General features: G+C 69.5%; 19 protein-coding genes and 1 pseudogene. 13 read left to right on the plus strand and 7 right to left on the minus strand.

The window, feature by feature from the left end:
- Positions 1-431 precede the first annotated feature (431 nt).
- From ACFZDK_RS47530 to ACFZDK_RS47560, 7 genes are all read left to right on the plus strand, one after another.
- Positions 432-626, plus strand: a complete 195-nt coding sequence (locus ACFZDK_RS47530) for a DUF5999 family protein (protein ID WP_390983246.1) — start codon at positions 432-434, stop codon at positions 624-626.
- A gap of 56 nt (positions 627-682) precedes the next feature.
- Complete coding sequence (locus tag ACFZDK_RS47535; protein WP_390983249.1) at positions 683-1,102, plus strand: methyltransferase; 420 nt, start codon at positions 683-685, stop codon at positions 1,100-1,102.
- A gap of 30 nt (positions 1,103-1,132) precedes the next feature.
- Positions 1,133-1,945: a PaaX family transcriptional regulator C-terminal domain-containing protein gene (locus ACFZDK_RS47540; RefSeq protein ID WP_390983251.1), complete on the plus strand. Its 813-nt coding sequence runs from the start codon at positions 1,133-1,135 to the stop codon at positions 1,943-1,945.
- A gap of 189 nt (positions 1,946-2,134) precedes the next feature.
- On the plus strand, positions 2,135-2,686 hold the full coding sequence (gene cysC, locus ACFZDK_RS47545) for an adenylyl-sulfate kinase (protein WP_390983254.1): 552 nt from the start codon (positions 2,135-2,137) through the stop codon (positions 2,684-2,686).
- On the plus strand, positions 2,683-3,585 hold the full coding sequence (gene cysD / locus ACFZDK_RS47550) for a sulfate adenylyltransferase subunit CysD (RefSeq protein ID WP_390983257.1): 903 nt from the start codon (positions 2,683-2,685) through the stop codon (positions 3,583-3,585). Before cysC ends, cysD begins: the two co-directional genes overlap by 4 nt.
- Positions 3,586-3,587: 2 nt before the next feature.
- Positions 3,588-4,796 carry a GTP-binding protein gene (locus tag ACFZDK_RS47555; protein WP_390983260.1) on the plus strand — a complete coding sequence of 403 codons (1,209 nt, stop codon included), beginning with the start codon at positions 3,588-3,590 and terminating at the stop codon, positions 4,794-4,796.
- A 257-nt stretch (positions 4,797-5,053) separates the two neighbouring features.
- Positions 5,054-5,503 carry an ATP-binding protein gene (locus tag ACFZDK_RS47560; protein WP_390983262.1) on the plus strand — a complete coding sequence of 150 codons (450 nt, stop codon included), beginning with the start codon at positions 5,054-5,056 and terminating at the stop codon, positions 5,501-5,503.
- Here ACFZDK_RS47560 and ACFZDK_RS47565 read toward each other — a convergent pair.
- A complete protein-coding gene (locus ACFZDK_RS47565) occupies positions 5,463-5,621 on the minus strand; it encodes an amino acid permease C-terminal domain-containing protein (protein ID WP_390983265.1) in 159 nt (52 codons plus the stop codon). The genes ACFZDK_RS47560 and ACFZDK_RS47565 overlap by 41 nt on opposite strands.
- A 413-nt stretch (positions 5,622-6,034) precedes the next feature.
- Here ACFZDK_RS47565 and ACFZDK_RS47570 point away from each other — a divergent pair, with 413 nt between their 5' ends.
- Positions 6,035-7,222 (plus strand): M4 family metallopeptidase, encoded by a 1,188-nt coding sequence (locus ACFZDK_RS47570; protein WP_390983268.1) that lies wholly within the window; start codon positions 6,035-6,037, stop codon positions 7,220-7,222.
- Positions 7,223-7,225: 3 nt separating this feature from the next.
- Positions 7,226-8,266 carry a hypothetical protein gene (locus ACFZDK_RS47575; protein WP_390983270.1) on the plus strand — a complete coding sequence of 347 codons (1,041 nt, stop codon included), beginning with the start codon at positions 7,226-7,228 and terminating at the stop codon, positions 8,264-8,266.
- A 459-nt stretch (positions 8,267-8,725) separates the two neighbouring features.
- Here ACFZDK_RS47575 and ACFZDK_RS47580 read toward each other — a convergent pair whose 3' ends face one another.
- Complete coding sequence (locus ACFZDK_RS47580; RefSeq protein ID WP_390983273.1) at positions 8,726-9,958, minus strand: IS701 family transposase; 1,233 nt, start codon at positions 9,956-9,958, stop codon at positions 8,726-8,728.
- 236 nt (positions 9,959-10,194) lie between these two features.
- Here ACFZDK_RS47580 and ACFZDK_RS47585 point away from each other — a divergent pair, with 236 nt between their 5' ends.
- Together ACFZDK_RS47585 and ACFZDK_RS47590 are read left to right on the plus strand one after the other, a co-directional pair.
- A complete protein-coding gene (locus tag ACFZDK_RS47585; RefSeq protein ID WP_390983275.1) occupies positions 10,195-10,422 on the plus strand; it encodes a hypothetical protein in 228 nt (75 codons plus the stop codon).
- A 121-nt stretch (positions 10,423-10,543) separates the two neighbouring features.
- Positions 10,544-10,696 carry a hypothetical protein gene (locus ACFZDK_RS47590; protein ID WP_159063962.1) on the plus strand — a complete coding sequence of 51 codons (153 nt, stop codon included), beginning with the start codon at positions 10,544-10,546 and terminating at the stop codon, positions 10,694-10,696.
- 542 nt (positions 10,697-11,238) lie between these two features.
- Here ACFZDK_RS47590 and ACFZDK_RS47595 read toward each other — a convergent pair.
- From ACFZDK_RS47595 to ACFZDK_RS47615, 5 genes are all read right to left on the minus strand, one after another.
- Positions 11,239-12,339, minus strand: coding sequence for a 2Fe-2S iron-sulfur cluster-binding protein (locus tag ACFZDK_RS47595; protein ID WP_390983278.1), 1,101 nt, complete (start codon positions 12,337-12,339; stop codon positions 11,239-11,241).
- Positions 12,340-12,362: 23 nt separating this feature from the next.
- The gene (locus ACFZDK_RS47600) at positions 12,363-13,274 is read right to left on the minus strand and encodes a metal-dependent hydrolase (RefSeq protein WP_390983281.1); all 912 of its coding nucleotides are present in this window, start codon (positions 13,272-13,274) and stop codon (positions 12,363-12,365) included.
- Between the two features lie 79 nt (positions 13,275-13,353).
- Positions 13,354-14,283, minus strand: a complete 930-nt coding sequence (locus ACFZDK_RS47605; RefSeq protein WP_390983284.1) for an alpha/beta fold hydrolase — start codon at positions 14,281-14,283, stop codon at positions 13,354-13,356.
- On the minus strand, positions 14,280-15,416 hold the full coding sequence (locus tag ACFZDK_RS47610; protein WP_390983287.1) for a hypothetical protein: 1,137 nt from the start codon (positions 15,414-15,416) through the stop codon (positions 14,280-14,282). The genes ACFZDK_RS47605 and ACFZDK_RS47610 overlap by 4 nt, the downstream gene beginning before the upstream one ends.
- Positions 15,417-15,420: 4 nt before the next feature.
- Positions 15,421-16,305 carry an SDR family NAD(P)-dependent oxidoreductase gene (locus tag ACFZDK_RS47615; RefSeq protein WP_390983290.1) on the minus strand — a complete coding sequence of 295 codons (885 nt, stop codon included), beginning with the start codon at positions 16,303-16,305 and terminating at the stop codon, positions 15,421-15,423.
- A 179-nt stretch (positions 16,306-16,484) separates the two neighbouring features.
- Between ACFZDK_RS47615 and ACFZDK_RS47620 the strand changes: the two genes are divergently transcribed.
- The gene (locus tag ACFZDK_RS47620) at positions 16,485-17,126 is read left to right on the plus strand and encodes a TetR family transcriptional regulator (RefSeq protein ID WP_390983293.1); all 642 of its coding nucleotides are present in this window, start codon (positions 16,485-16,487) and stop codon (positions 17,124-17,126) included.
- 54 nt (positions 17,127-17,180) lie between these two features.
- Positions 17,181-17,519: pseudogene (locus ACFZDK_RS47625) on the plus strand (TetR/AcrR family transcriptional regulator); the annotation flags it as partial.
- Positions 17,520-17,772: the final 253 nt, after the last annotated feature.

Raw genomic sequence — 17,772 nt, forward strand, 5'->3', positions numbered from 1 at the left:
ACACCACCCCCCAGGTCATCCGTTCGACAGGGGGCAAAAGTCATGCCGGGCCCGGAGGCCAGCGGCCCTCTTGCAGGACCGCGGAAAACATAACGTGGGGGCATGCCCTGCATACCCGGCGCCCGGACCGCGAGGCGTGACCGTCACCCCTTCGGTGGCGCGTCCCACCAGGGCGCGGACGCCGACCGCGCCACACCGGGGCCGCCGCGCCGTATCGCAGGGACGCCGTCCGCCGTATCGGGGTGCTGATGTCGCGCCGGGCCGGAGACGCCGGTGTATCGCGGACGTGCGGCGACCGTGTCCGGGGTGTCTGTGAGTTGTCCGCGTGTTGTCACAGGTCGCGGCGGGTGGTTCCCCGGCGTTCACGACCGGAGCATGGTCTGGGTATGTCTCGCGGCGAACGCGCCGCAGGCTACCCGTGGAGGTGCGCCATGTGTTCCCACCAGTCCCCGAGCGCGACGGCCGACCGCGGCCTCCCGCACATCGTCGCCGCCCACCCCGAGCAGGGCTGGACCCTGCTGTGCGACGGGGCGATCGTCTTCGACGACACCGGTGAGCTGCACCCCGACGGCAGCGTGGTGCCGCCGCGGCGCGGCCCGGCCGACCGGCTCGCCGTCGCCGCCTGAGCCGGCACCGGGCGAGTCGGGGGGAGCACCGGCCACGACACCGCTACAAAGGCTGCATGCCCACCCCCGACGACCACGGCGGCTACGGCGAACGGCTGCTCGGGCAGTCCAGGCCCGGCGAGGCGGACCGCCTGGCGGCCCTGGCGGACGCCTGCGACCCGGCCACCGTCGCCGTACTCGACGCGCTCCCGCTCGCCCCGGACAGCCGCTGTCTGGACGTCGGCGCCGGCCTCGGCACCATCGCCCGCCGGCTGCTCGCCCGCTGTCCGCGGGGCACGGTCACCGCCGCCGACCTCGACACCCGGTTCCTCGACGGGACGGCCGATCCGCGGCTGGACGTCCGGCAGTTGGACGTCCGCACCGCCGACCTCCCGGCCGCGCTTCGCGGACCCCGCGTTCACCGACCTCGCGCCGGCCCTGGTCGCCGCCTGGGGCCGGGCCCCGCGTTCCTGACTCACGTTCAGCCGGGAACCTGAGGTGACCAGCAGTGATGCCGGGGACCTAAAATGATCAACGTGCCCGAGCAACACGCCCCGAGGTCCCTCATCGTCACGCTCTACGGCGCGTACGGCCGCTTCCTGCCCGGCCCGGTGCCCGTCGCCGAGCTGATCCGGCTGCTGGCCGCCGTGGGCGTGGACGCCCCCTCCGTACGCTCGTCGGTGTCCCGGCTGAAACGGCGCGGGCTGCTGTCCCCGGCCAGAACCGCGCAGGGCGCCGCCGGGTACGAGGTCTCCGCCGAGGCACGGCAGCTGCTCGACGACGGCGACCGCCGGGTGTACGCGGCGCCGCCGCCGCAGGACGCGGGCTGGGTGCTCGCGGTGTTCTCGGTGCCCGAGTCGGAGCGGCAGAAGCGGCATGTGCTCCGCTCCCGGCTGGCCGGGCTCGGCTTCGGCACGGCCGCGCCGGGGGTGTGGATCGCCCCGGCCCGGCTGTTCGAGGAGACGTGGCACACCCTGCGCCGGCTCGGCCTCGACCCGTACGTGGACTTCTTCCGCGGCGATCATCTCGGCTTCGCGCCGACCACCGAGGCGGTCGCCCGCTGGTGGGACCTGACGGCGATCGCCAAGGCGCACGAGCAGTTCCTCGACGCCCATGAACCGGTGCTGCGCGGCTGGGAGCACCGGACGGACACCCCGCCCGAGGACGCCTACCGCGACTACCTCCTCGCCCTCGACTCCTGGCGCCTTCTGCCGTACACCGACCCGGGGCTGCCGACGGACCTGCTGCCCGCGGACTGGCCGGGCATCCGCTCGGCGGCCGTCTTCCGCGCGCTGCACGAGCGGCTGCGGGACGCGGGGGGCGCCTTCGTCGGCCTGTGAACACTCACACCCGCTGTGAATGGAACCAGGTCTGTGAAATGTTCATTGCAGGACCCTGTGACCTCTTGCGTACCACGAGTCACTCAGCTAAACCTCAGCTTCCTTAACCACTCCTCTCAGACTTCTTACCTACTCTTCGACGGGTCGTACGCGAGTTTGAGTAGTAGGTAAGGAAGAGGTCTGTTGCGGATGACCACCACGCCAAGGGCTCAGGGGGCCACGGTCTGGCTGACGGGGCTGCCGAGCGCGGGCAAGACGACGATCGCCCGGCTCCTCGGCGACCGGCTCAAGGCCCAGGGACACCGCGTGGAGGTCCTCGACGGCGACGAGATACGCCGCTTCCTCTCGGCCGGCCTCGGCTTCTCCCGGGAGGACCGGAACACCAACGTCCAGCGCATCGGGCTGGTCTCCGAGGTGCTCGCGCGCAACGGCGTGCTCTCCGTGGTCCCGGTCATCGCCCCCTACGCGGACAGCCGTGAGGCGGTGCGGGCCCGGCACGAGAAGAGCGGGACGCCGTACCTGGAGGTGCATGTGGCGACCCCGGTCGAGGTGTGCAGCGAGCGGGACGTGAAGGGCCTGTACGCCAAGCAGGCGGCGGGCGAGATGACCGGGCTGACCGGCGTCGACGACCCGTACGAGCCGCCCACCGACCCGGCGCTGGTGCTGCACACCGAGCACCAGACCCCGCAGGAGTCGGCGGACGCGGTGCACGCGCTGCTGGCGGAGCGGGGGCTGGTATGAGCACCTTCACGCTGTCCCACCTGGACGCGCTGGAGTCCGAGGCGGTCCACATCTTCCGCGAGGTGGCGGGCGAGTTCGAGCGGCCGGTGATCCTGTTCTCCGGCGGCAAGGACTCCATCGTCATGCTGCACCTGGCGCTGAAGGCGTTCGCGCCCGCGCCGGTCCCCTTCTCGCTGCTGCACGTCGACACCGGGCACAACTTCTCCGAGGTCCTGGAGTACCGGGACCGCACGGTGGAGCGGCACGGGCTGCGGCTGCATGTCGCCTCCGTGCAGGACTACATCGACCGGGGTGTGCTGCGCGAGCGCCCGGACGGCGTCCGCAACCCGCTCCAGACCGTGCCGCTGACGGAGAAGATCCAGAGCGAGAAGTTCGACGCGGTCTTCGGCGGCGGCCGCCGGGACGAGGAGAAGGCCCGCGCCAAGGAACGGGTGTTCTCGCTGCGCGACGAGTTCTCCCAGTGGGACCCGCGCCGCCAGCGCCCCGAGCTGTGGAACCTGTACAACGGCCGGCACGCCCCCGGCGAGCACGTCCGTGTCTTCCCGCTCTCCAACTGGACCGAGCTGGACGTCTGGCAGTACATCGCCCGCGAGGCCATCGAGCTGCCGGAGATCTACTACGCCCACCACCGCGAGGTGTTCCGGCGCGGCGGCATGTGGCTGACCGCCGGCGAGTGGGGCGGCCCCCGTGAGCACGAGACCGTCGAGAAGCGGCAGGTGCGCTACCGGACCGTCGGTGACATGTCCTGCACGGGCGCGGTGGACTCCGACGCCGACAGCATCGAGAAGGTGATCGCCGAGATCGCCGCCTCCCGGCTCACCGAGCGCGGCGCCACGCGTGCCGACGACAAGCTCTCCGAGGCCGCGATGGAAGACCGCAAGCGCGAGGGGTACTTCTAAGCATGACCACGACCATCGACACCTTGCGGTTCGCGACCGCCGGCTCGGTCGACGACGGCAAGTCCACCCTCGTGGGACGGCTGCTGCACGACTCCAAGTCGGTCCTCGCCGACCAGCTGGAGGCCGTCGAGCAGGCCTCCCTCAGCCGTGGCAAGGACGCCCCCGACCTGGCCCTGCTCACCGACGGGCTGCGCGCCGAGCGCGAGCAGGGCATCACCATCGACGTGGCCTACCGCTACTTCGCCACCCCGAAGCGCCGGTTCATCCTCGCCGACACCCCGGGGCATGTGCAGTACACCCGGAACATGGTCACCGGCGCCTCCACCGCCGAACTGGCGATCGTCCTGGTCGACGCCCGCAACGGGATCGTCGAGCAGACCCGCCGGCACGCGGCCGTGGCCGCCCTGCTCCGGGTCCCGCATGTCGTCCTCGCCGTCAACAAGATGGACCTGGTCGGGTACGAGCGGGCCGAGTTCGAGCGGATCGTCGCCGACTTCACCGCGCAGACCGCCGAGCTGGGGCTCCCGGAGGTCACCGCGATCCCGGTCTCCGCGCTCGTCGGCGACAACGTCGTCGACCGGTCCACGCGGATGGACTGGTACGACGGCCCGGCGCTCCTGGAGTTCCTGGAGAACGTCCCGGTCGCCGCGGACGCGGCCGACGCCCCGGCCCGCTTCCCGGTCCAGTACGTCATCCGCCACGGTGACATCCGTCACTACGCGGGCCAGCTGGTCTCCGGCTCGCTGCGGGTCGGCGACCGGGTCACCGTCCACCCGTCCGGGGAGACCTCCGAGATCGCGGCGATCGACGTGCTGGGCACCGCCGTCGAGTCGGCCCACGCCCCGCAGTCCATCGGGGTGCGCCTGGCCGACCAGCGGGACGTCTCGCGCGGTGACATGATCACCGCCGGTACCGAGGTGCCGGTGCTCACCCAGGACGTCACGGCGGCCGTCTGCCATCTGGCCGACCGGCCGCTCAGGGTCGGCGACCGGGTGCTGCTCAAGCACGCCACCCGGACCGTCAAGGCGATCGTCCGGGACCTGGCGGGCGCCACCGAGCTGACCGCCAACGACCTGGGACGGATCACCCTGCGCAGCGCCGAGTCGCTGCCGCTGGACGCCTACGCGGTCTCCCGTCGTACCGGCGCGTTCATCCTGATCGACCCGGCGGACGGCGCGACGCTCACGGCGGGCATGGTCGAGTTCGGCTGAGCCCAGCCACTCACGCGCGAAAGATGCCCCCGGCGATCGCCGGGGGCATCTTCGTGTGCGCGGTCACCGCGTCACAAGGTCACGGCGCGTCAATAAGGCGGTAACAGTGGAGCCGGGCGTGCGAGACGGGCCGGAGGGCGGGGTAAGCCACCCGTTACCGGGGCGAAGGTCCCGTCCGGGGGGCGCCGAGAGCCTCCGGGACCGGCCCCGTACCATTCCTACAGTTGAAAGCAGGACAAGCAGTGATCGCCTGCGCCATGAACGGAATCGCCGTGTACGAACCACCTTCCGCCGCCTCCTGGCGTATCGCGCTGCCGCACACCGTCGCGGCCGTGCCGGTCGCCCGTGCCCTGGTGCGTTCGGCGATGGAGGAGACGGACCACGCGGCGGACCCCGACACCGCCGAGCTGCTCACGGCGGAGCTGGTCGCCAACGCCGTCGAGCACACCGCGGGCAAGGGGCCGATAGAGCTGGTCGTCGAGCTGCTGCCGAGCGGCTGCAAGGTCGAGGTGCACGACCCGGACCCGGCGCCGCCCGGCCACCTCACCCGTCCGGTGATCGAGGAGCCCGACCCCATGCAGGAGGGCGGGCGCGGCCTGCTGCTGATCCGCGCCCTCAGCTCGTCCTGCGGGCACCGCCCCACCGAGTCCGGCAAGGCCGTGTGGTTCAGGCTTCCTGTAGTACCGCGTCAGTGGCGTCCGGCGTAGCGACGACCGCCGCCGTGGCCAGCGTCGAGTTGCGGCGCCCGTAGCCGAGGTAGACCAGCAGGCCCACCGCCAGGAAGCCGGCGAACTGGAGCCAGGTCGCCCACCCGGTCTCGTACATCAGAGAGGGTCATCGCAGCGCTATCACCTGCATAGACGTGCAGGAGGTCCCCGTCCATGGCTACTTTGATGGCTACTTGCGTCTCCCGCTCCACGCCTGCCCGGTAGCGCCCTCAACACAGCACCCAACAATATGTCCCAATTGATGCGAAATGTTCGCCTTTCCGTATCGTTGACTCATAAGTAGGACCTGTAGTTGCCGCCGTCGTCGCCGTTGCCGCACAGGAGGGTTGAGACGTGGAACATGTTGTCGCACTCACCGCGATCATGCTGATCCTCATCGCACTGAGCACCTCCGCCAGCTACGGAGGTAACTGACCAGTGGGCGATCGCCCGCGCGGAACACGGCATTCGCCTCCCGACGCCGCCCGCGGAACGCTACGGTCTGTCGCACGATCTAAGGGGGGTGAGGCCATGGCGGCACATCGGATCTTCTGCACCTTGATTCCGCCCCACATCCTCATGCCCCTGGCCACCCAAGCGGACCCGGCGCTCGCGTACGCGGCGCGTAGGACCCTGGAACGCGACGCCTACGAGCGCACCCATCGGGATCTGACCTCCCTTCTCGGCGTACCAAGGGTCGTCAGGCCTGCCGAGGCGGAGGCGGACAGGCCGTATCGGACCGTCTACGACGGGCAGCACGGGATTGGTCTGCCTGGCGCCAAGATGGTTTCGGAAAACAGCGAGGATGCGAGTGGGGACGCGGCCGTGAACCGCGCCTATACGGGGCTCGGTGCCGCCTTCGATCTCTTCTTTGATGCCTACGGCCGCCGCTCCCTCGACAGCGACGGTCTCCCGCTCACGGCCACCGTCCATTACGACGAGGGGTACTGCAACGCCTTCTGGAACGGCGAGCAGATGGTGTTCGGTGACGGAGATGGGGAGTTCTTCCTCGACCTCACCAAGTCCATCGACGCAATCGGCCATGAACTCACGCATGGCGTGACGCAGTACACCGCCAACCTCGGCTATCACGGCCAGGCTGGTGCCCTCAACGAGTCGATGTCGGACGTGTTCGGCTCGCTCGTCAAGCAGTACGCGTTCGGCCAGATGGCCACCGAGGCCGACTGGCTGATCGGCGCGGGCATCCTCTCCCCGCGCGTGAACGGTGTGGCCCTGCGCTCGCTCAAGGCACCGGGCACGGCCTACGACGACGAGGTCCTCGGCAAGGACCCGCAGCCCGCGACGATGGACGGCTATGTCCGCACCGCGTACGACAACGGCGGCGTGCACATCAACTCCGGCATTCCCAATCACGCCTTCTACCTCTTCGCCGCCGCCCTTGGCGGCCACGCCTGGGAGCGGGCCGGGCAGATCTGGTACGACGTCCTAACCGGCGGCGAGCTGCCGGAGATGGCCGACTTCGGCGGCTTCGCCCGCCTCACTGCCCAGGCCGCGATAGAGCGCTACGGCCACGGTGAGGAAATCCAGGCCCTGATGAAGGCCTGGCACGACGTGGGCGTCTCCACAGAGGGCGGCGGGGGCGGGGGGAACTCGGAGCGGCGGCGGGGCGGGTTCGCAGGTGCCACTCCGCCCCCGCCACCACCTCAGTTGCACACCTCCCCCGGCCCCGACATCGGTGGCGACGACGACGAGTGGTGACCCGTGGGCGACATTGCCAAAGGCGTGCTCGCAGGAGCCTGGACGCTGCTGGTGGGATGGATTCTGCCGGCCGCCGTCAACTTGGCTGTTTTGTTCTTTGCGGTGGCCCCGAGCCTCCGGCACACCGCGCTGTTCGCGAGGCTCTGGCCCACGACCGGCGTTAACGCGACCCTGCTCCTGCTCGCCGGAGCCGTGGTGCTTGGGCTGATGCTCAATGCCCTACAGAATCCTCTCTACCGGATTCTGGAGGGCTACCTGCTGTGGTCAGCCCGAGCTTACGACAACGCCTGCGGCCGACGCCGCCAGGAGAAGTGGGACCTCCAAGACCGGCTGACCCTGTTGCGGTTGCAACGCCGCGCGCAGGCGGGCGCCTTGCTGTCGACGGACCTTCGAGCCGACCTCGTACGCCTCTCACAGCACCCTCGGATCGCGAAGGCTGCCCGCGCAGACCTCAGACGCACGGCCGCCCAACGAGCCTTGCTGCGCGAGAAGCTGGCCCGCTACCCCGTCAACGACGCGCAGATCGCACCCACTCGGCTCGGAAACGCCATCCGCCGGTTCGAGGAGTACGGCTACGACCGCTTCCGGCTCGACACCCAGATCCTGTGGAACGAGCTCACCGGCACCGCCCCGGAGCAACTGCGCCGTCAGGTTGATCTCGCCCGCGCGAGCGTCGACTTCTTCATCGCGCTCCTGGCCGGCCACGTGGCGGTGGCCGGTGCGGCGGTGGCCGCCCTGCTCTCGGCTGATGCCCGGCCCGCCACGCTCACCGCCAGTGCCGTCGTGCTCGGCTGCCTGACCCACGTGTGGTACCGCTGCGCCGTGTCTGCCACCGACGAGTGGGCCGCGGCGGTCCGCGCCCTGGTCAACACGGGGCGTAAGCCCCTCGCTGAGAACCTCGGGCTGGTCCTGCCTGCCGACATCGCGGACGAGCGAAGGATGTGGACCCTCGTCGGCAAGCTGTCTCGACTCCCGTACGACGAAAAGGCCGCGGCTCTCAATCCGTACCGGAGCGCACCGCCATCCGGGCCTTCGCCGACCTGACGTAATGATGCGAAACGGTGGGGGCGTTCCGAGTCGCCGACGTCCAACATATGGACCTCGCACATGACTTGCGTCACGCGTAGGTAGCGATCGAACCTACCGATGGGCTTTTTCGAGCGAGAGACCTCCAGAACTCAAACCCCAAACGGTACCGAGTCGCAATTCACCGCGAACGAGATGCCGCGTGGCACCGACTTCACACTGGCCACACACAGATGCATGGATTCCAGTCCGATCCCCGATCGTCGCCATCAGCTCTCCTAAGGAGGCAGGCCCAACGGCAGTCTCTGGCCCCAATTTCCAGTCTCGCGGCCGGTCGCGAGACTGGGGGTCAGCTCCTCCGGAAGCGGCAAGCGACAGAAATACAGAGCCATACATAACTACCGAGCCCTCGACCGAACCGGAATTGACGCCCAAGTCTCACACGGCAGCTGTAGTTCGTGAGGCGTGAGGTTTCTGTCATGCGATGGCTACTGCTGTGACGTTGTTCCAGCGACGGTGGCAGTCGGCTGCGCGATGCTGATGTCGGCGGCGCCAGTGGGACCAGCGGAGCACGTGTGCGGGATCGGCGTCCTGGCGGGGGCGGGGCAGGGCGAAGGCCCTGATCAGGGCGAGGAGTTCGTGCGGGCTGACGGGCACCATGGCCAGGTCGTCGTCGGGATCGGCGGGGGTCGTGTGTCGCTGCTGCTGGAGGGCGCCGACGGTCAGGAGGGCGTAGGCGAGCACGCTCATCAGGCTCCAGCGGTGCCAGGAGGTCCAGCAGGTGACCTGGCCCTCGTCGAGGTGGGCCAGGCCCTTGGCCCCTTGGAAGTCCTCCTCGACGCGCCACCGGCGGCAGACCGCGCTGACCAGCACCGATATCGGTTGCGGGTCGAGGTGCCAGGTGCGGTAGAAGGAGAGGGGGCCGGTACGGCGGTGGCGGCGGATGAGAACCTGGCTGTGCCCGGCGGCCTGGCCGGGCGGGGTGTCGTCGGGGTGCACGTCGATCATCGCCCAGTCGTAGAGCCGCTCACCCTTGGTGCCGTGGCCGGTCTTCAGCCGCATCCAGGCCCGCTTGGGCACCCGTTCCAGCAGCGCGGTGACCTTGCTCTTCCCGCCGCCTGGTGTGGTGACGTGGTGGCTGGTGGGCACGGTGATCGCATAGCCGTAGCCCAGGGAGCGGATGCGGCGGCGTAACTCGCGGCCGCCGTAGACCTCGTCGGCCGCCACCCACGCGGTGCGGATGCCCGAGGCGTGTGCTTCGGCAAGCATGGCGCCGGCCAGCTGCGGCTTGGTGGCGAACGCTGTCTCGTCGGGCACACCGGTCAGTTCACGGCGTTCGTCGTCGGCGGCCCATGCCTCGCCCAGGTAGAGGCGGCGGTCGATCAGCGCGTGTCCGTCGGCGCTCACGTAGGACAGGTGCACCGCGACCTGGCACAGTCCGATCCCGCCCAGGGCACCGGAGTACTGGCGGGCCGCGCTGACCGCGTCGAGGGAGGATTTCTCATCGCCCGTCTCGTCCACCACCAACATCACTTCTCGGTCGCCGAGTTGCTCCACCGTCCAGGCCGCGGCCGACCGGCGTATCGCCTCGGTATCGAAGCGGGCCCGGGAGAGGAAGTGCTGCAACACGTGCGGGCCGGTGTGGCCGATCGCCTCGGCCAGCGACCAGCAGTTCGCCGAGTCCTTGACCATCAGCTGCCCCTGAACCATGTTCCGGCAGGTCAACCGCGTCTCTCAGCGTGGGAAGCACCCCGCCACTCGGCCCATCAAAGCCTCGAAGGACTCGCCCCACCCGGCGTGTACTACCGTGGCCTGCGCGGCCACCGCTTCGTTTTCCGTCTTCACAAACGATCACGATGCAGGTGGCCGCACCTCTACCCGCCGGCACCCCACCCACCACGTTGACCAGTAGACGCCAACGGCGGTAGGTACAAAGGATGCGACTCGTGAAGTGGCTCGGTGGCGTGGTGTGGATCGGTTCCTGGTACCTGATGTACTTCGAGATCACCCGCTGGCACCACGTCAAGCCGTCGCTGGCGTTCAACTCGGACATAGCCCCCGGTGCCCATCCCGGGCTGGCGCTGATCGTGCTCTACATCGCCTGCGTTGCGGCCCCGCTGGTAGTCCTGACTACCGTGGCCAAGCAAATCCACCGGAACCGGGCTGCCCAGTAAGCGCAGCCCGTTTCCGCACGCCCTACGCCTCACCAACTACAGCTGCCGTGTCTTGGCGGACCGCCCCTCCAAGGAGTCGATACCAGAACTGGCCGCGGTGCGATCCGGGCAGTCTCCCCACGTGATCGACGACCTTGCGGACACGACCTGGGACCGCGAACTCGAAGACCTCTTCCTCCGCATCGGCCACGGCTTCGGCCGCGCGGACCTGCGAAGCCGTATGCGGGACTACGTCCGTGCCCTGCTCGGCCCGGTCGGCCGCAAGAACGGCTGACAACTGGCCGAATACGCTGGCCTCCGCCCCCTCGATGGCCTGCAGCGGCTGCTCAACGGAGCCACCTGGAGTGCCGACGACATCCGCGACGACCCGCAGACACACGTCGCCGAGAAGCTCGGCGACGACGGGGTACTTATACCTTGACGACACCGGCTGGGCCCGGTGCCTGTTGCGGTAGTTCCCCCGGCCACCCGCGGCCCGCTCACCGGGCTCGTGCCCCAGATGATCAGTGAGCTCGCCCTCCAGCGCAGATTCCGGCACCCGCTTGGTCAGCTGTTGCAGGAGGCCGCCCTCCCCGGTGAGCTTCACGCCACCGGCCTGAGCCCGCGCAACCAACTCGGCGACCAACCGTCATCCACGGCGCTCGCCCCCCTCACAGCAGCCTTCCCGGCCCCTCGGTGTCACTCGTCACGTCAGTCATCAACTGCCGCTTCCAGCTCAAGAGTTACACCGCTCACCGTGCAGCCCCCTCTGACGGCGTTGGCAAGAGGGCCGGAGGGCGTCACGCAAGACCTCCTCGACGGGCGCTCGGCCATCGCTCACACCTCCAGCACCAACCGCTCTCCTTCCGGTGCGCGTGAGACGCAGGGCAGCATGGCGCCGGCCGCTCGTTCGGTTGCGGTGAGCCGGCGGTCACGGTGATCGACGTGGCCCTGGGCCACCCGTACCCGGCAGGTTCCGCAGAACCCCTGGCGGCAGGAGAAGGGCAGGTCCGGCAGGGCCTCCTGGAGAACATCCAGGGCGGAGCGGTCGTACGGCACTGGCAGAACCCGTCCGGTGTCGCCCAGCTGGAGTTCGAAAGGACGGCCGTCCGTGATCGGGGCCGGGGCGAAACGCTCGAAGTGCAGGGCGGACGCGCGGCTGTCACCGAACGCGCGCCGAACGCCGTCGATCATGGGCGCGGGCCCGCAGCAGTACACCGCACCCGCCGCCGGGCTCAAGTTCAACAGATCGGCTGTTTCGGGCGCGCCGGACTCGTCGTCAGGACGGATGGAGACCCGGTCAGGGGCTGCTGCCGCGATTTCGGCCAGTTCTGCCGCGAAGGGCATCGAGCCGCGGCTGCGGCCGGTGTGCACGAGCCGCCACTCCAGCCCGCGGCGGGCGGCTTCCCGGGCCATCGGCAGGATGGGGGTGATGCCGATGCCGCCTGCGATGAGCAGGATGGATGCCTCGGCGGCGAAGGGGAAGGCGTTCCGGGGCCCGGTGATGGCGACCCGCATACCGTCTGTGAGGGCGTCGTGTACCTCGGCCGAACCGCCTTGGCCGCCTGCGATGCGGCGCACCGCGATGCGGTACCGGTACCGGTCGGCGGGGTCGCCGCACAGGGAGTACTGCCGCTTGCGGCCGGAGGGCAGGTGCAGTTCGATGTGGGCGCCGGGCTGCCAGGGCGGGAGTTTTGCCCCGTCGGGTGCTGCCAGCCGCAGGGAGACGACGTCCTCGGCCTCTTGGTGCTTGGTGGCGACCACCAGTTCCCGGATCACGGGCATCTCGGTGGCCGGCGGACGTCGGGGAGGAGCGCTGCGCCGCGCGAGGCGCGTGACCGCGTGGTCGCTGAAAGCCGCCAGCTTCTGCATGAAGGAGTCGCTGCGCGGCCTGCCGTACAGGTCCGGTGGCCGGGTGACGGGTGTGATGGTGTTCATGGGTTGCCTTGCTGGTTGCCGGGTCACTGGGCAGCCGCTCGGGCAGCGGGGGACGCCGCCAGGTAGGCGACCGCCAGCTGGGTCGAGCCCTCTTGCGTCGGGTGGTAGCCGGGGCGGAAGTAGCGCAGCACCGAGCGGGCGAACGAGCCCGGCGGGGGCAACAGGTCCTTGTGGGCCGCGGTCAGGTAGTCGCGGAAGCGGACCTCGAACCGATCGTCGAGTTCGGGGTCGGCGCTCATCAGGAAGCGGACTCCGCGGATCCACAGCCGGGTCAGCACCGGAGCGGTGACGAGCATGCCGACCACTCGGCGCCGGTAGCGGGGATCGAGGTGCACCAGCAGGTCGAACGCGACCGAGCGGTGTTCGACCTCTTCCGCGCCGTGCCAGCGGAACAGATCGAGCATCGCGGGGTCCGCGCCGGCCTGGTCCAGGTGCCCGTTGCTGAGAATCCAGTGACCCATGTACGCGGTGAAGTGCTCGAAGGCCGCTATGAGGGCGAGTCGTTGGAGGAGGTGCGCGTGGGTGGCGGCCGGTGTCAGCTCCGGCCGGTCTCCGAGCACCCTTCGGAAGATCCACTCGGACTGCAGGGTGTACGGAGTCGGGTCCAGCCCCTTGGCGAGCAGGTGCTCCAGGACCTCCTGGTGCGCCTCGGCGTGCATCGCTTCCTGGCCGATGAAGCCGCGTACGTCCTCGCGCAGCCGGTCATCGGTGATCAGTGGCAGTGCCTGCTCGAAGGTGCGCACGAACCAGCGTTCGAGTTCGGGGAGCATGAGGTGGAGCACATCGAAGGTGTGGGTCGCGAAGGGCTCGCCCGGTAGCCAGTGCAGCGGGGTGGTGCCCCAGTCGAAGGTGACGTCCCGGGGTTGCAGCACCAGGTCGTGGTGGTCGATGGGCTCGGACGGACGCTCCGGGTGGGCATGTGCGGCTCGGAACATGACAGGTTCCTCCGTCAGCGGTCGGTGTGTGCGAAGGGGCGGTCAGGCAGACGTCCCGTACTGGTGGTCTGTTGGGCTGTCAGATCGGGTACGCGGTGTGGTCCGGAGTGTGAGTGCGGCGGGGGCCGTCCTCGATGCGGTTGGCGAATTCCGCGATCCGGGACGCGATCTCCTCGGGGTGGCTGAGCTGTACCCAGTGCCCGGCGTCGATCGGGCGCCGTTGTATCCGGCCCGTCCAGTGCTCCACTCCGTACGACAGCACCGGGGTGACGCAGAAGTCGCGGGTGGGGATGATGAGTTGAACCGGGACGGTGGTTCGCCGGTTCCGGGGATGTAGCAGGCGGGGCAGCATGTTGGCGCGGTACAGCGCGGTGCCGGATACAGCGTCGCGGGCCAGCGTCGGCGCGGGGTAGGGCGTGTCCCCGGGCACGCCTTGGGAGCCGGTGAGGAAGGCGCGCCAGCGGTGTCCCAGTGCTCTCCAGGTCAGGGCGGGCAGGAGCGGAAGATGGAAGTAGGCGATGTACCAGGACCGTGCGGCCTGCCGCAGCATCTTCGGCAGGTCCGGATGCCGCGGCCGGAGGCGGGCACGGATCAGGTGGCCGACGTGGTCCAGGCAGGGTCCGGAGATGGAGGTGAACGAGGCGATCCGCCCGGCCAGGCGGGTGCCGGTGACCGACTCCCAGGAGTGGATCGATCCCCAGTCGTGTCCGACCAGGTGCACCGGGCGGTCGGGGCTCACGGTGTCGAGAACCGCCTCCAGGTCGGCTTCCAGGCGGGACATCCGGTAGGCGCGCAGACCCCTGGGCCGGTCGGAGGCACCGGCTCCCCGCACGTCGAAGGCGGTGACGTGGAAGCGGTCGGCCAGGTGCTCGGCGACCGGGCGCCACACGGCGCTGGTGTCCGGATAGCCGTGGACCAGCACCACCGCAGGAGCCGTGGACGCTCCCCATTGGTAGGCGGCCAACTCCACGCCGTCCGCATCGATCCGGCGGGCGGCCGGGCCGGTCATCGGCCACCACCGGCAGGGGTCAACTCGCCGTAGTTCAGACCGCCGTGGAAGAAGCTGGGCAGCACCGGCCAGTGCCGCTTGAAGGGGGCCAGCTCCGAGGAGGGCAGGATCTGCAGCCAGCGCGGATCGCGCCGGCTGGGGTCGGCGAGGGTCTTCTCCTTGACCATGGAGTCGTACTGGTCGAGGGAGTCCTCCAGGGTGTTGGCGTTAGGGACCACCTCATGGCCGTAGAACGCGGCGTGGCGGCGCACCCCGGGGATGCGGGAGAGCTCGGGCTGCCAGTTGTCGGCCGAGATGCCGTTCTCGGAGGAGACCCACACCCCGTCGGGAGTGTTCAGCACCAGGGAGTGGTTGCCGTCCGTATGGCCGGGGGTCCACAACAGGCTGACGCCGACACCGAGTTCGACATCGCCGTCGAAAGCGGTGACGCGCTCGTCCGGTACCCCGTCCATGCCTCCGTCGACGTACCAGGCCCACTGCATCGGATGCACCGATTCGAAGGTGCCCAGCTCCCTGCGATGCACCAGCAGCCTGGCGCGCGGGAACAGCGCATCGCGGGGCGCCCGTTCGCCCGGAATCGTCCTGGTACTTCCCATGATCATGCGCACGTCCTGGACGTGCAGGTGGTCGAAGCTGACGAAGTCCACGTCCTCGGGTCGCAGACCGCAGGAGGGCAGGACGGTGTTCGGGTCCTGGTAGAAGCGGGCGAAAACGTGCTCGGTGAGAAAGTCCCCCGCCAGCCGCTTGAGCTGGGCGTAGAACGGCGCTTGAGCCGTTCCGGCGGCGACGGTCGGCTCCCACACGAGTGTTTTCGGCTGACCGTCGAAGCCGTCGAACTGCACGACGAGCATCCGGTTGATGATGCTCACGAACGGGTTGACGGCGAGCGCGGCGCCGTGGAAGCCGAACCGGGTCGGGTACGGGGCGGCGGCGATGTCGAAACTGCGGACGGCGTGGATGCGGCCCTGCTGGACGAACCGCTCACGGTAGGCGGCCGCGGCGCGGCGCACGGCCCGCAGCCGGTCACCGCGGGGCCATACGTCGTGGACACCTTCGAATTCGGGGATGGGACGCGGAGCGGCGGCGTCCTGGGCCTTCTCCGCGCTGGGCGCCGGCTTGGGCGTGGTGGTCACGGGCTCAACTTCCGGGATGGCGGGCGGTCCGGGTGCGCTGCTCGTAGGCCGCGCGGACCGACCGGTCGGACAGGGCGGCGAGCTGGTCGGGGACAAGGAAGTGATGCAGGGCGTCGCGGGCACGGCCCGGCAGCAGCGCGGCCAGCCGGGTCAGGGCGGCTATCTGGCGTGGAACGAAGACCTCGAACCGCGGGCGCAGCACGACATCGAGCACGGCGTCGGCCACCTGATCTGTCGTCAGGCGTGGGGTGCGGCCAGCCGCGGTGCCCACGGCCAGCTCGGTGTCCACTACGCCGGGCATCACCAGGGACACCTGCACGCCGGTGCCACGCAGTTCGGTGCGGACGGCGGTGCTGTAGCCGTGGAGGGCGTGCTTCGTCGCCGCGTAGGTCGCCTCGCCGGCCGGGGCGACCTTGCTGGCAGCCGAGGCGATGTTCACCACGTGGCCGCGCCCGCGTTTCCGCATCTGCGGGATCACCAGTTTCATCCCACGCAGTACGCCGTGGACGTTGACGTCGAACTGGCGCAGGGCGGCTTCCTCCGGTTCCTCCTCGAAGGGGCCCACCCACATGATTCCGGCGTTGTTGATCAGTACGTCGATCGGCCCCAGCTCGGTCTCGACGGTGCGCAGGAAGTCATCGAAGGAAGGTGTGTCGGTGACGTCGAGAGACAGCCCGAGCAGTCGGCCACCGGGACGCGCGCCGATGGCGCCGGCCGTCTCCCTGGCAAGCTCCGCGTCGAGATCGCCGATCGCCACGGCGGCTCCGGCCGCAGCGAGCCGGGCTGCGACGGCACGCCCGATCCCGCGGCCCGCCCCGGTGACCGCGATCACTCGGCCGGTCAGCGGTTGTGTGCGGGAGAGCCCCTGGCGGTCTCTTCGACTGAACACGTACGGGTGTTTGGGCGGTGCTGCCACGGTCGAGCCCCTTCCTTGCCCTGAGCACGAGCGGACCGCTGAGCGGCAAGCGGCCCCCACACGCTTCTGACACGTTGACGTGTCAGATGAAGTGACAAGCTAGAGTGTCAGTTCGGAGCACACCGGTGTCAACACCTCTGCGAAGGGGAGAAATGACCGGCACACAGACCGCCGGGCGGCGCTACGGCGGACGTGAAGCGGCGCAACGACAGCAGGAGCGCCGCACCCGACTCATCCAGGCGGGCCTCGACCTGTTCGGCACGTCCGGATACGCGTCGGTCTCCGTCAAGCAGGTGTGCTCGCATGCCGGACTGACCCAGCGCTACTTCTACGAGTCGTTCCGCGACCGCGAAGACCTTCTCGCCGGGGTCTACAACGACCTGATCGCTACGATCAGCGCCGAAACCGCGCAGGCCGCAGCCGCTGCCGCACCCGATGTCGACGCCCAACTGCGCGCCGGCCTTGAGGTGTTCATCCGCACACTGGCCGGCGACGCCCGCATGGCCCGCCTGGTGCTCATCGAGGTCGTGGGCGCCAGCCCTCGCCTCGAAGTGCGTCGCCGTGAGGTCCTGCACGAATTCGCCGCAATGGTTGCCGCGGTCGTCGGACCGCTCCCCGCCCCGGAAGCCCCCTCCAGCCGGCTCACCATGACCGCGATGAGCCTGGTCGGCGGAGTCAACGAACTCCTCGTGGACTGGACGCTCGGTCACCAGAACGCGACCGTCGAAGAGCTGCTCGACCTGTGCCACACCCTGTTCATCGCGGCCTACCGAGCCATCAGCGATCAGCCCTGATCACGCAGGCCCGGATTCCTTCAGGAGCTTTCCCCGGACGGCAGCCCACGCCCCCGTTCACCCCGCAAGCGGATCCTGCACGTATTCGAGCCCGCGGAACTGCAGGCGTGTGCGCCCGAGTTCCGCGACTGCCGGTACCTGGCTGTGCAGATCTAGCTGAAGGATCAGAGTCACCCTACGAGCCAGGTGGCACACAGGATCAAGGGAGGGCTGACGGCCTTTTCCGTGCCGAGGCCGAACGGGGAGGGGTGAGTGATCCCGACCTGCTGGCCCGACAGCTGATCCTGGTCTTGATGGCGCCAGTGCCCGCGCGGGGATCGGCGCCGACTGCACCTGACCGGGCTCATCGCGCCCACTGTGGCCGCCCTGCTCGATGGGGCAGGCATGCGCTGACGCATCGCCTTTCCGGGCAGGTTCGGTGACTGATGTGTTCTCCGAGCTGATGCCGGTCTCAGGTAACCGGCACGGCCCGAGCCGCTTGATGCCCTGACTCCCCGGTACTCGAGGCAAAGCCCGATGATCGTAAGGGAATTGATGAGCAGCCGGGCGCGGGGGAGGCTGTGGTCTTGTCGGCATTGGCGCCCAGCGGCAGGGCTTGGTCATGGTGTCCGGGAACCTCATCCGGCTGGCCCGGACGCTCGCCGAT

It is taken from the genome of Streptomyces sp. NPDC007901 (assembly GCF_042959465.1).
GTDB lineage: Bacteria > Actinomycetota > Actinomycetes > Streptomycetales > Streptomycetaceae > Streptomyces.

Bases quoted from the DNA above. Each gene is read 5' to 3' on its own strand.
- ACFZDK_RS47570 (WP_390983268.1), top strand. From the start codon at position 6,035: ATGGCGGCACATCGGATCTTCTGCACCTTGATTCCGCCCCACATCCTC.
- cysC (WP_390983254.1), top strand. From the start codon at position 2,135: ATGACCACCACGCCAAGGGCTCAGGGGGCCACGGTCTGGCTGACGGGG.
- ACFZDK_RS47565 (WP_390983265.1), bottom strand. From the start codon at position 5,621: ATGTACGAGACCGGGTGGGCGACCTGGCTCCAGTTCGCCGGCTTCCTG.
- ACFZDK_RS47620 (WP_390983293.1), top strand. From the start codon at position 16,485: ATGACCGGCACACAGACCGCCGGGCGGCGCTACGGCGGACGTGAAGCG.
- ACFZDK_RS47595 (WP_390983278.1), bottom strand. From the start codon at position 12,339: ATGAACACCATCACACCCGTCACCCGGCCACCGGACCTGTACGGCAGG.
- ACFZDK_RS47560 (WP_390983262.1), top strand. From the start codon at position 5,054: ATGAACGGAATCGCCGTGTACGAACCACCTTCCGCCGCCTCCTGGCGT.
- ACFZDK_RS47555 (WP_390983260.1), top strand. From the start codon at position 3,588: ATGACCACGACCATCGACACCTTGCGGTTCGCGACCGCCGGCTCGGTC.
- ACFZDK_RS47605 (WP_390983284.1), bottom strand. From the start codon at position 14,283: ATGACCGGCCCGGCCGCCCGCCGGATCGATGCGGACGGCGTGGAGTTG.
- ACFZDK_RS47530 (WP_390983246.1), top strand. From the start codon at position 432: ATGTGTTCCCACCAGTCCCCGAGCGCGACGGCCGACCGCGGCCTCCCG.
- ACFZDK_RS47535 (WP_390983249.1), top strand. From the start codon at position 683: ATGCCCACCCCCGACGACCACGGCGGCTACGGCGAACGGCTGCTCGGG.
- ACFZDK_RS47600 (WP_390983281.1), bottom strand. From the start codon at position 13,274: ATGTTCCGAGCCGCACATGCCCACCCGGAGCGTCCGTCCGAGCCCATC.
- ACFZDK_RS47580 (WP_390983273.1), bottom strand. From the start codon at position 9,958: ATGGTTCAGGGGCAGCTGATGGTCAAGGACTCGGCGAACTGCTGGTCG.
- ACFZDK_RS47540 (WP_390983251.1), top strand. From the start codon at position 1,133: ATGATCAACGTGCCCGAGCAACACGCCCCGAGGTCCCTCATCGTCACG.
- cysD (WP_390983257.1), top strand. From the start codon at position 2,683: ATGAGCACCTTCACGCTGTCCCACCTGGACGCGCTGGAGTCCGAGGCG.